This is a genomic window from Streptomyces sp. NPDC058619 (genome assembly GCF_042717785.1).
Taxonomy (GTDB): domain Bacteria; phylum Actinomycetota; class Actinomycetes; order Streptomycetales; family Streptomycetaceae; genus Streptomyces.
In genome coordinates this window covers 209869-221710 of sequence record NZ_JBHXQN010000009.1, presented here as the reverse complement: position 1 = coordinate 221710, position 11842 = coordinate 209869, and the positions used below count along the sequence as shown (strand labels likewise).

Annotated in this window: 8 protein-coding genes; 4 read left to right on the top strand and 4 right to left on the bottom strand. The window is 66.2% G+C overall.

Features of this window, described 5'->3' with window-relative positions:
• The first annotated feature begins 103 nt into the window (after positions 1-103).
• Both ACFWTC_RS12540 and ACFWTC_RS12535 read left to right on the top strand, forming a co-directional pair.
• Positions 104-397, top strand: coding sequence for a Mov34/MPN/PAD-1 family protein (locus ACFWTC_RS12540; RefSeq protein WP_384074165.1), 294 nt, complete (start codon positions 104-106; stop codon positions 395-397).
• Between the two features lie 58 nt (positions 398-455).
• On the top strand, positions 456-1277 hold the full coding sequence (locus ACFWTC_RS12535; protein ID WP_384027887.1) for a hypothetical protein: 822 nt from the start codon (positions 456-458) through the stop codon (positions 1275-1277).
• Here the strand turns inward: ACFWTC_RS12535 and ACFWTC_RS12530 are convergent.
• A protein-coding gene (locus tag ACFWTC_RS12530) for an IS5 family transposase (RefSeq protein WP_384027888.1) occupies positions 1243-2051 on the bottom strand; the annotation gives its coding sequence in 2 pieces (ribosomal slippage) (positions 1243-1712 and positions 1712-2051; 810 coding nt in all). The genes ACFWTC_RS12535 and ACFWTC_RS12530 overlap by 35 nt on opposite strands.
• A 29-nt stretch (positions 2052-2080) precedes the next feature.
• Here ACFWTC_RS12530 and ACFWTC_RS12525 point away from each other — a divergent pair.
• Positions 2081-2821, top strand: coding sequence for an SAVED domain-containing protein (locus tag ACFWTC_RS12525; RefSeq protein WP_384074171.1), 741 nt, complete (start codon positions 2081-2083; stop codon positions 2819-2821).
• A 628-nt stretch (positions 2822-3449) separates the two neighbouring features.
• Here ACFWTC_RS12525 and ACFWTC_RS12520 read toward each other — a convergent pair.
• The 3 genes from ACFWTC_RS12520 to ACFWTC_RS12510 form a co-directional block, all read right to left on the bottom strand.
• Positions 3450-4364, bottom strand: coding sequence for a hypothetical protein (locus ACFWTC_RS12520; RefSeq protein WP_384027889.1), 915 nt, complete (start codon positions 4362-4364; stop codon positions 3450-3452).
• Positions 4361-9019: an AAA domain-containing protein gene (locus ACFWTC_RS12515; RefSeq protein ID WP_384027890.1), complete on the bottom strand. Its 4659-nt coding sequence runs from the start codon at positions 9017-9019 to the stop codon at positions 4361-4363. The genes ACFWTC_RS12520 and ACFWTC_RS12515 overlap by 4 nt, the downstream gene beginning before the upstream one ends.
• 456 nt (positions 9020-9475) lie before the next feature.
• Positions 9476-10834, bottom strand: a complete 1359-nt coding sequence (locus tag ACFWTC_RS12510; protein ID WP_384027891.1) for a hypothetical protein — start codon at positions 10832-10834, stop codon at positions 9476-9478.
• A gap of 266 nt (positions 10835-11100) precedes the next feature.
• On the opposite strand from ACFWTC_RS12510, the gene ACFWTC_RS12505 reads away from it, so the two are divergent.
• Positions 11101-11802: a restriction endonuclease gene (locus ACFWTC_RS12505; RefSeq protein ID WP_384027892.1), complete on the top strand. Its 702-nt coding sequence runs from the start codon at positions 11101-11103 to the stop codon at positions 11800-11802.
• Positions 11803-11842: the final 40 nt, after the last annotated feature.

The following is an 11842-nucleotide window of genomic DNA, read 5'->3' as shown; positions in this document are numbered from 1 at the left end:
TTCAGCCACCCGAACATTCTGATCGCGTGATGCCACCCGAGGAACCACCTGGGCGGCATGTCACGAGAGGGCGAACGTTGCCTGACGCGGCACTACCTACTTCTTGCGCGACTTGGAGCACGCCCAGACCACGGCCGATCGGGCCTACACCCAGGACCGCAGCGTCTGGATTGGCGAGTGGCATACCCACCCCAGCAGCCGACCGGTCCCCAGCGCCCAAGACACAGCCACCTACCGCCAACTCCTTGACGACCCCGAACTCGCTTTCCACAGCTTCATCGCCGTCATCCTTAGCCCTCGCACATCGCACTGGCACATGACCGCCTGGGCCTGCCGCAACGACGTCATCACCCGAGTTCCCGTGCACACACTGCCGGAGCAAGTCGGCTATCAGTAGCAGCCAGATACCCGGCTTGACATACAACGAGCGCCCCGTCCCAACCTGGAGAACGCACATGGAGCCCCTGCCGGCCCCGAGTCCCACCAGCGTCAGGATCACTGGCGACCACTACCAGTGGCTCATCGCCTGGACCGGCTGCCTCACCCTCCTGCGTGAGAACGCCATCCATGCCGCCAACCCCGTCATTTCCGTCGGCGTCGAAGCCGACGACGCCGGCAACCTCGACGACGTGGTCCTGCTGCGCTGCACGCCACCCCACACCTACGTCCAGGTTAAGTACACCGTCAGTAGTGCCACACCCGTCAACGAGGAGTACCTGACCAAACCGAGCCCCACCGGTGGCCCGTCGATCCTGAAGAAGATTGCCAGGACCTGGCGCACTCTCACAGCCGACGGCATCGACGTTGACCTTGCGATCATCACCAACCGGGCGCCAGACCCGAACAATCCCCTCATCGCCGTGCGTGACTCCCGCACCCAGCTGCTCCTGCCGAAGGCGGCCGACGGCACCGCACGGTCGAAGACCGGCAAGGCACGAACCCGCTGGGCCGAGAACGCTGGCCTGAGCGAGATCGAACTCCACGGCCTGCTCTCCTGCCTGCGTTTCGACGTATCCCGAGAACTACCCCACGTACAAGAGCAGCTGCAGCTCCTGATGGCCGTCTCCGGACTTCGCCACGACAGCCATGCGGTCGATGAAGGTGCCAACTGGGTCGCCCAGCAGGTCCGCGACGGCCACCGAACCCTCACCCTCGACATGATCAGGGCAGCTGTCGACAGCCTCAACCTCAAGACGGGACCCGCTCGCGCAATCCTGTCGATCGCCACCCTTACTGATCGTTTCAGAATGAGGTTCGGAGTCGTCGTAAGCAGATGATGCTGCAGGCGAGTTGGAGGAGACCGAGGTGAAGGTCGGCTCGTATCTCGTAGCGGATTCGAAGGCGTTTGAACTGGTGGAGCCAGGCGAAGGTGCGCTCGACGACCCAGCGGGTCTTGCCCAGGCCGGAGCCATGGAGTGTGCCCCGGCGGGCGATCTTGGGCGTGATCCCGCGGGCGCGGATCAGGCGCCGGTACTTGTCGAAGTCGTAGCCGCGGTCTGCGAAGAGTCGGCGGGGCCGGTGACGTGGCCGTCCGCGAAGCCCGCGGATGCGGGGCATCGCGTCGATCAGAGGCATCAGCTGGGTGACATCGTGACGGTTTCCGCTGGTCAGGGAGACGACGAGTGGGGTTCCGTACCGGTCGACGATGAGGTGGTGCTTGCTCCCCGGGCGGGCGCGGTCAACTGGCGAAGGTCCGGTGTGAGCCCCCCTTTGAGAGCTCTGACGTGCGAGGCGTCGATCGAAGCGTCATCCATGTCCAGCAGCCCGGAGGTCCGCAGCTCGGTCAGCAGGACTTCGTGGAGGCGGGGCCACACGCCGGCCTCGGTCCAGTCCCGAAGCCGCCGCCAGGCCGTCACACCGCTGCAGCCGAACCGCTCGGCGGGAACGTCCCGCCAGCTCACTCCCTTGCACAGCACGTAAACGATGGCCCTCAAGGCGGCACGGTCATCCACCGGCAGTCGCCCGGGATACCGAAACCGCCTGGCCGGCCGCCCCGGCAACAACGGGGCCACACGTTCCCACAAGTCATCAGGCACAAGATCAGCAGACACACCCCAGATCCTGCCGACACCACACCCAACTGCCAAGCCCCGCAACCAATCTCATTCTGAAACGATCAGTTAAACCCGACCTGCTTGCCCACGAAGCCGACCACACCATCAACTGGGTCGAGCGGTTCGAAACCGACTCCGAGTACACCAAACGCCGCCCGCTCGCCCCCTCCACCTGGACACAACTTCAGGAAGAAATCGAGGCGGCCCCTGCCCACCTTCTTGGCAGCACCAACATCTCCGTGACAGGAAGCATCCGCCTTGCCCCCGCGTTCCTGACCGGCGCAGCCTTTCGTATGGTCAGCGGAGCGGACCTCGCTGTTCTCCAGCGCGGACAACTGTGGTCCACCAGTGACACCTACGACGCCGACTGCGACCCCATCGTCGAGGAACACGACATCGGCTACGGCGAGGACCTTGCCGTCGGCATCAACGTTACGGTCAGACCCGCCGACTTCACCCAAGACGTCGTCGACTACCTCCGAGAGCAGAACATCCCCGCATCCAAACTCCTCATCCTCACCCCACCTGCTGGGCCCAACGATGGCTCCGTCTCCGACAGCCACGCCGCCAACGCCCTCGCCGTCGGCATTCGCGACGCCCTTCGTCGTCCCACCCGCACCACCCCCCGAATCCATCTCTTTCTCGCCTGCCCCATGGGACTCGCCCTCCTTCTCGGCCACCGATGGAACCGGCTGCGCCCCACCGTGGTGTACGAAGACGTCCGGACAGCACAGGGCTACGAGCCAGCCTTCGTCATCCCTGCCTGATTGCAACGCGTCCGGGCACCACATGCGGAGGTGCGGGGGAGAAGGATTGCAGGTGCTCGCTGGTCATCTGCTGCTGCAGTCCCACCAAGTGCGCCATGGCTGAGTCCCGTTCCGCCTCTTGCTGCGCCCGCTCGGCCTGCCGACGAGACCGTTCCAGCTGTGCGTCAGAGGGGGCGGTTGCCCGCGGACGCGAGCCGGAGCGTGTCGTGCGACTCGTACTGGTCCGAGGCGCCCGCCGCCCAGCGTGGTGGGGGCGTAGAACGGTCCCATCCCCGAGGGAAGCTCGGTCCGCTCACCGCCCACATTCACCCTGGCCGTCCTTGGCCCCATGAGTGTTCGTACCCCTCGGGTCGAGACGCGCACGCTTATTCCGGGCACACCGACGCGGAATCCGAAGCCCTGGAGCCTCCCTCTCTACAGCAGGGAGTCTGTCACTGCCCAGAAACCGATACTCAGGGATCGCGGGAATCCAAGAGGTCAAGGGAAGGCAGACCGAGCCTCTCCCGAGTGGGAGCAGGCGAGGGCGGTGCGGAGGGGCTGGCGGCCCACTGAACGCAGAACTCTCGCCCTCGGATCGGCCACTGCGACCTGCTTGAAGGGCAGTGGCCGAACCAACCGCGCCCCGACGTCAGGGTCGGCGTGCTGGCCGCGCTGCTGACGATGGCCGGGGCACGGGTCGGACGGGCGAGGCGGTTGGCTTTGGCGTGGTCGCTTTCGGCTGGTAGGCGGCGAGGTCGTTCAGGACTGCCTCGACCACGGGCCAGCACATGTTCAGTGTGTCGCGGTCAGGGGTGTGGGCATCCCGGATCTCTTGTCGCGGATGGACGAAGTTGCGATACCTGCGCAGCTCGTGGCAGAAGCGCTCGACGTCAGCACCGATCCACCCGGCGACGTGGCAGGTCCAGATCAAAATGTCGAGGGTCACTTTGTCCGCTGATGTGCTGCCGAGTCGTGAGGCATCGCGCTCGCGGACCACTTGGACCATGACGCCTTCCAGCAGGCTGCCGAGCATGATGATGGCGGCCACGTGAGCGCCATTGGCGTAGCAGGTGCGTGCCTCGTCCAAGCGGTGTTGGAGCAGGGCGGCCATTTTCCCATCACTGATGAGATCGGTCATGGCTGTGCTGAGTTCGGCAGGGCCCCGGCTACCTGGGTGGGCAAGGGAGGTGTCGCAGGCGACGAGACGGGGGCGGCCGCCAGGATTCTCCAGGCGTGCTCCCTCGTAGACCAGAAAGGTGTTGACCGCGGAGACAACAGCAGGGAGCTGGTCAGGCTCGTCAAGGTATTCGCGAGGGTCGGCCAGGCGAAGCAGGACCCGTTCCAGCTCGGTGGGCTCTTCTCGGCGTTCGCTGAGCCGGGCGAGCGTCCATTCCATCCTGTACTCGCCGTTGTACTCCGGCACCCGCTGCCAGCCGGCGTGTTCCAGGAAGCGCGCGATCTCGAAACCCTTGCGGTAGTAGAGGTGGTCGTCGCCGCAGATGACGCGCGCGAGCTCCTCCAGGGTGTTGGCGTCGAGGATGCCGAGTGGGGACTGCGCAGTCATGCCGAGCCTTCCGTGCTGTCGTCGGTTTCGTCGTCTACTTCGTTGTCTTCTGCCTTGCGGAGCGTGTTGGCCAGATCGTCCGTACCCGGGTCCTCGGGTGCCTCCGCCGTGTCGTCGGCCAGGCCCTCGTCGGAGGAGAGGTCGAAGGGGGTCCACTGCACGCTGGTGGGTGTGGCGGACGAACGGGTCCGGTCACTGGTCCCCTCGAATGTGGCCGGATGGATGCCAAGTCGTTCGAGCTCATCCCACAGGCCTGACAACGCCTCCTCAGGGTCGAATCGGAACTCGCTCTCGCGAATCCGCCAGAACGTCCAGCCGACGCGTTGGAGTTCACGGTCGCGCCGTTGGTCATGCCGGATCTGCTCGGGTGTCGAGTGATACCGGTCGCCGTCGCACTCCACGGCCAGGCGCCCACGTGCCCCTACGACGACGAGGTCGAGGCGCTTGTTCCCTGCCGGATACTGCGGGACGACGTGATATCCGCGGGCCTTCAGGTGCAGGTAGACCTGCTGCTCGAAGAGCGATTCGAAGGGCTTCTGCGGCACATCGCCCGCTACCACTCCGATGTCTTCGGAGCCGGCAAGTGCGGATGGCGGGTTCTCCATATAGGACAGGAGGTTGAGTCGCATGTCCTCCCTCTTCAATCGGTCCGGCGGTACCGAGTAGAAGAGCCACATCTGGTCCTGTGCCCGGGACGCGGCGACGTTGTATGCCTGTCGTTCGCTGCGGGCACCTCCCGTGATGCGCGGCGGATCGGTGACGACCATCGACAGCAGGATGACGTGCCTTTCGTCTCCCTGGAACGACGCCGGGCTGCCCACACGAATCTGGTGGCGTTCAAGCATCGGCGCCGGGATACGTTCCTGGATGAGCTTTTCCAGGAGCTTGACCTGACCGATCGACCCCTGAAGGGTGATGACGCCCATGGTCCGGTCGCGGTAGTCAGGGTCCGCTACGAGCCTGGCCAGGCAGTCGACGATGGCCTCGGCCTCCTTCGGGTTGCGGATCCTGCTGTCGCGCCCCTGGGTAACGGCCCCTTCAACGAACTGGGTCACGAGGGGGTCGAGGCGCTCACCGCCGTACTGGCGCAGAGGCTGCAGCTTGTTGTTGTAGAAGGTCTGCGAAGACCAGCCGATGATCTCCGGCATGCAACGGAAGTGCTCCTCCAACCGGATCACCTTCGGGAAGAAGGTGGACAGCAACTGGTAGAGGTTGGTGGAGGGTCCGTAGAGCGTGCGCAGCCTCGGAGGCATGTCCGGCAAGTGGGAGACGAGCCGGTCATGGATCGCCTGATGCCGGCCCATGCCACTGAGCGGGGGCGCGCATTGCTTATCGTCCCCCACGACGATGACGCGGGGCGCCAGCCACAGCAGGAACAGGGCGTCCATGCCGGCCTGACTAGCCTCGTCGACGATGACGACATCGAACGCGTCCCGCCTGGGCTGGACCATCTCGGCGACCTGGGAGATGGGCATGACCCACGCGGGGACTGCTTCCTGCGCCGTCTTCATAGCGTCGTACGCCGCGGCACGGTATCGGCCCGCACCGCGCCCCTTGCCCTTGCCGTACGAGGACATGTGGTTGCGGTACGCCTGGAGTGCCGACCGCTGCTCTTGCGTCATGCGATGCAGACAGTGCCACCTTCCCCAGGCGGCAGCGAGTTCACCGGTGATGTCCTCCAGGTGACGTTCACACTGCGCCAGTTCGCCTTCGACCTGACGTTCGCGTCCCGGTGTGCGCTGACGGTGGACGAAGGCAGAGGCCACCGCCCAGGCCCACGCCTCCGCCAGCGAGTCCAGGCGAGCTTCCCATGCCCGGTCACCAGGGTCGTGCGTCAGCTGGTCAGCGAGCAGCGGGTGGGCCCGGCGGACGCTTTCGAGTAGCACGGCGCATCGACGCCGGCGGTGTTCACGCCGATGAGCCTCGCGCAGCGCCTCAAGTTCCTTGGCGTATCGGTCGATGTCCTGCTCCCGAACGGCTTGGGCGGCGGCCACAGCTTCGGTGGTGGGGTGGGAGCTGTCCACCGGTTTGCGCAGTTGTTCCTCCCAAGCAAGCAACTGGGCCGTAGCCTCGTCTGCCGCTCGTCGGCCGGAGACCGCAGAGAGGGCGCCGGTGAAGTCCTGCCATGCCGACCTGGAAGTGAGGGCGATGTGCACCCCGTGATGTACGAGCAGCTCATCGATGCGCTCGCGGCCGGCGCCGAACGTGTCGACATGGTCCAGGCGTGCGTACGCCTCCGTCAGCGACGCGAGCCGAACTTCCAGCGGCCCTTCGGATACGGGCACCTGCACTTGGCCCCACCGCTCCGCAAGTGTGGCAACGGCGGAGCGGGCGCGGAGGTGAGCAAGGGCGGCGTCGAGATCCTCCAGGGTTTCGGGTGAGTGACCGTTCACGGTGCACGAGTCGAGGAGGTCCTGCGCGGCCTTCTGCGCCCGCGAGGCGCGGAAGCTGCCGCGGACTCGCAGTTTGCCACCCGAGACGAGGTGCTCGCGCAGCGCAGAACCCGCCGTGAGCATCGCATCCCCTTGTTCCGTGGAGAGCTGCCCGGGCACGGTGACGCGCGTCATCCCCTGTTCGTTCAGCCGTTCGGAGATGTCGGCGAGTTGATCGGCAAGTCCGGACACGCGACGCCACAGCGCGAGGTTCTCACGGGAGAGTCGGTCGGTGAGGGCCTTGGTGGCCCACTTGCCCTCATCCCATTGTGTGGCCTGCGGAGACAGACCCAGGTGGTGCAGAGCCGTACGGCAGGAATCCACGAGAGAGGTCAGCTCATCGGTGACAGAGCTGTCGAGCCTGGCAAGATCGCCGCGGATGCGGACCGCCCCGGAGGACAGGCCCTCGTCGGTGACGCGGCTGGCTGAGAGTGCCTGGGCCAAGGCTTCGGGGGAGGGGAGGCCGTCGGGGTCTGGCAGAGTGCCACCGGCGCGTGGCTCAGCCGCACCGTCGCGCAGCAGGCTCAGCAGTTCCACCGCTTGCGCGGGGGACAGCGGAGGGACAGACGGGGTCGGGCCGTCAGCCGGCACAAGACCGATCCAGGAGTGATGTCCAGCGCTTTCTTGCACACGCTGCACAATTGCGGCGAGAGTGCTGGCGTATCCCGGTGCGATCTCCGGGTGCCGGTAGACCTCGGCCTCCCGCAGCGCGATCACCTGTTCGGTGAGCGCGCTGATCCTTCCCCGCACCTCCTCCCGGCGGGCGGAGAGTCGATGGATCTCGTCCTGCAGTTGCTCGGGGTCGCTCGCGGCGACCTGATCGGTGAGAGCGTTGACCGTGCGTTCCAGCTCGTCCGCCCCGTCCTGCCGTGCCGAGCTCAGCAGGAGGACGCACAGGTCCCGTACGGCGGGAGGAAGTTTGTCCCGCAGGACCGTCAGGGCCTGGTCGCGGGCGCTGGTCACCAAGACCCTCTGCCCCTGCGCCAGCAGAGCGGAGACCAGATTGGCGATCGTGTGGGTCTTACCGGTGCCCGGTGGGCCTTGAACCACCACGCCCGTGTCGTGCTCCAGCCGCCGCAGGACACTGCGTTGACGTTCGTTGGTCTTTCCTGGGAAGAGCGGGTCGTCACCGAATAGAGGCGGAATCTCGCGGCCGTCCCAGTTCACGCGCTCTTCGGAGTTCAGGGGCAGTACCAGCTGGGCGAGGCCCAGAGGCGCGTGTCCCTCGGAGGACACGCTGTCCGCGATCCGGTCGTAGAAGCCCAGCAGAGCATTGCGGTCCCGTGGACGCAGCACAAGTGCGGGAGCGTACGTGAGACGCGCGCCTGCTTCGGGCTCGCGGGGCGGCTGCCACTCGGCACTGAAGGACACGGGCCGTTGCAGTACCCGCTCCTGCCACTGGGCCAACTGCTCCAAGGCCTCAGATCCAAGCAGGTGCAGTGACTGGGCCGCGATCTCCTCGGTGAGCGCGGCCGAGCGTTCGGGCGCCCAGCCGTCATCGGTGTCGAGGAATGATTGATCCTCCAGCCGCACGGCTCCCTCGGCCATGAGCCGCACTGTGAGCCTGGCGGTCTTCCGGTCTACCAAGGTCTCCACGCGGTGGGTGAGCAGGTGACGGTGAATGGCGTCGCCACGTGGATCGCTCCAAGTCAAGAGCCCTGTGGCGAGCACGAGTTCTAGCTGATCATCCTGCTGGGTCAGCTTCTGGTGCCACCCGTAGACCTGGTCGTACAGCTCCCGAAGGGCTCGCTCCGCGCGCTCCCTCTCCGCCCACTTCCGCCAGCGCGTCAGCCAGGGACCGTAGGCTCGGAGTACCTCGTCGGAATCCTCTCGGCGGACGGTCTGCTCCGCCGCCTGTTCCCAGGACTGGCTGCCGTCCGCAGCTCGCACCAGTTCCCGCCCCGGTCCTTCAGCTTCAAGCGGCGGGTCACCGCCGTCCGCGTCCTGGCAGCGTTCCGTGGAGACCCATCCATCCAGCAGATCCGGGAGTGGGGGTGGCGATGTCTGCGGAACGTGGTCAAGCGTGAACAGCAGCCCGTCGAGGCGGTCGGACGGGCGTCGTACCGAGGGGGGCATGGCGACCAGCCATAACCGCTCCCTTGAGCGGCGGTCATCACGAAGTCGTTGGTTGCTGCTCTGAACGACCTCCTTGAGGAAGCCGATCAGACTCGCGGTCTGGCCGATGACGTCGGGGTTCTTCGCGTGACGTCGCGGTACGTTCACTTTTCTCCTCCCGGCTGGTGGCGAACGTTCCAGGATCGGGATGAGCAGTAGCAGGGGCAACCTGTCTCTGGAAAATGGCGAAATATGAGCTTCATGTGGGCTGAATCACCTTGATCCCAGCGAGTACCTCGTGGAGATCCGTCGACTTCCGGTACCCATGTCCCGATGCTCTTGGTATCCGTGGGGTCAATCAAGCCGGGAGTTCGGGAGAGTCGGTTGCGCGAGCGAGTTCCAGGCAGCCCCGATGACGCAGCCCATCTAAAGGGGCGCATGGGTGGGGATGACAGGGTGTAAGGCTGCTCGGTTGACGGAGTAGGGCCTTCTGGGTGCTTGCCGAGGGGGGCGGCACTCTGAGCAGTCGAGGGCTGGTAGGAGAACGCGAAGCGTCGTCGGCGACATCCCACCCCTTGGTGTCGCCCCCCTTGCTTCCAGGGAGCGACACCGGCCATGCGGCCCTCAGGCCTGTGGCAACACCCGCATGGCGAGCACAGAGCCGTCCTGGTGGACGGATACGGGGCCGTCCCACTCCGAATCCCAGGCGAGGAGGGGCCAGCTCCTGCGCTGGGCGTGGATCTCCGTGCGGTACTGCTCGACACGGCCTTCCGCGAGGTGGCGGAAGAGGTCGTTCGCGACCCCGGAGAATGCCTCGACCCGCGTCCTGTTGAGGCGGAACACATGGTCGGTGCCAACGAAGTCGATGTCGAGGAGCCGTTGGTTCGCGTCCTGGACGCTGTCGGTGGCGGCGTGGGTGGGGTCGGTGAAGTGGCGCTGGCCCTGCCGTTTGGTCAGGTACTGGGCCGTAGCGGCGCCGTCGCCAGCGAAGGCCGTCAGTCCGGCCGCCGCGGTTCGGGCGAGGACCTGCCGGAACCAGGCATAGTGCTCCGGCTGTACATGGAAGCCGAGCTGTGACTCCAGTTTCCGCTCGCCCTCGGCCGGCGGTTGGATGCCCGGGAAGATGTTCGCGTCCTCGATGCGGTGGTCAAGGCGGGTGCCGGGGGCATCAATCAAGCCGGTCAGTCGCCCACCAGTTCCGCGGGCCTGCAAGGCGTGCACCGTGAGCGCGCCCTCAGTGGGGAGTTCCGTACTGAACACGAGGGCCGGTGTCTCGTCCCACGGGCCGATGTGGACCGCCTCGACGTGCGCAGAAGCGGACGCGAGCTGGATGTGAGAGGCGGCGGCGTTGCTGTGGTTGCCCTTGCAGGCGATCGGAAGGACCCTCAGCGCCTCTCCGGGCTTCCATATCTCGGCGAAGAACTGTGGCCGGTAGCGGTAGCCGGATCGATGGCCCGAGTCACGGCTGGTCAAAGCCCAGCCTGCCCGCAGTGCGGTGTCCGCGGGGACGATTGAGACCGAGTGGTCCGGGTAGCGGCGGCTTAGGAGCTGCCGGGCAAGAGTCAGGGCGAAGCCGGTTCCAAGTTCTCCGGACTGGATCGCCTTGTAGTAATCAGCTGTCTCCCTCCCCTCTGCGGAGAGGGTCATGAACGAGTTGATGCTGCCGGCCAGAGCCTGGCTGTATTTCAGGGAACCCCAGTGCTCGGCGAGTCCACGGCTGGCGCCCCGCCGCGAGAGGGCGATGCCTTGGCCGAGGGTGTGTAGCACGTCCCAGGGCGTCAGCTGGACGGTCCGGTCCAGCTCCTTCGCGGGGATGGGCCGGAGCTGGGGCTTTCGCCGGAGCTGGTCGAGTTCCTTCTCCTCGCGTGCCTTGTCATCCTCGGCTGCGGCGGCGTCGACGCTGCCGACCAAGGCCGAACTGGAGTGGATCGAGATGTTCGACGGCTGGACGAGGTCCTTGAGTACGTCAGCGGCTGGCTTCAACCTGTTCCCCCTACGGCTTCCACGGGTCAGACCAACCTCGCAAGCTACGTGCTGCAGGAGGGGCGCACACAGGGCGTATGCGGGCACATGACGATGCAGGTCCCCACCGCCGGGAGTGGCGCGCTGGCAACCGTCTCTCTCAGGGCCGCCTCGCTGGCCTCGGCTGCATCCCGGGAAGTCGCAGGGAACGAGCCATGGCCGGCGGGCGCCCTTACTGACACGCGTCGTCTTGCCCAGACTGCTGCTCGAAGACGAGGAGGAACTGGGTGGCAGCACGCAAGAAGCGTCGGTCGGCATCGCGGAAGCGCCGGGAGGCCCGGCTCAAGGCGGGTGCCTGGAGCGGCGTCGCTGCATTGGCGCTGCTCCTGGCGTTCTGGTCGACGATCTGGCCCTATGTGGTGGGAGTGTTGATCCTCGGCGCGGTCGGAGGCGGAGGCTGGTGGCTGTGGAAGACGGATCGCCTGGTCCGGGGGAACGATCGGCGGTGGCGCCACGAGGAAGCCGTCAGGGCGGGCCATAGGACGCTCGCCGAGGTCGACGCGATGGACGGCACGCAGTTCGAGGCCTTCGTGGCCGATCTCTGCCGGCGGGATGGTTGTACGGATGTCCGCCGAGTCGGCGGCACAGGCGACAACGGTGCCGACGTGCGTGGACGGCTGCCCGATGGCCGCACGATGGTGATCCAGTGCAAGCGGTACAACCCGAAGCGGAAGATCTCCAATGGAGAGGTCCGTAACCTCCTCGGCTCGCAGATGCACTTCAAGGCCGAAGTTGCCGTCTTCGTCACCACCGCGTACTTCAGCGGCCCCGCCGAACGCTGTGCCCTGCAGAACGATGTCGTGGCCGTCCACCGTGATCATCTTGGACTGTGGAACAACGGTGCGGCGCTCCCGTCTCTTAAGGCGGTGAACGGCGCCGGTCAGGGCGACCGGCGGCAACGCGCCCTGCGGAAAGAGACGTACGAGTAGCTCCCCCCTGATAGCTGGACTCTGAAGTCAGTCCCAACCA

What these genes read in the sequence shown, in the direction of transcription:
- ACFWTC_RS12535 (WP_384027887.1), top strand. Translation starts at nt 456, where the DNA reads ATGGAGCCCCTGCCGGCCCCGAGTCCCACCAGCGTCAGGATCACTGGC.
- ACFWTC_RS12520 (WP_384027889.1), bottom strand. Translation starts at nt 4,364, where the DNA reads ATGACTGCGCAGTCCCCACTCGGCATCCTCGACGCCAACACCCTGGAG.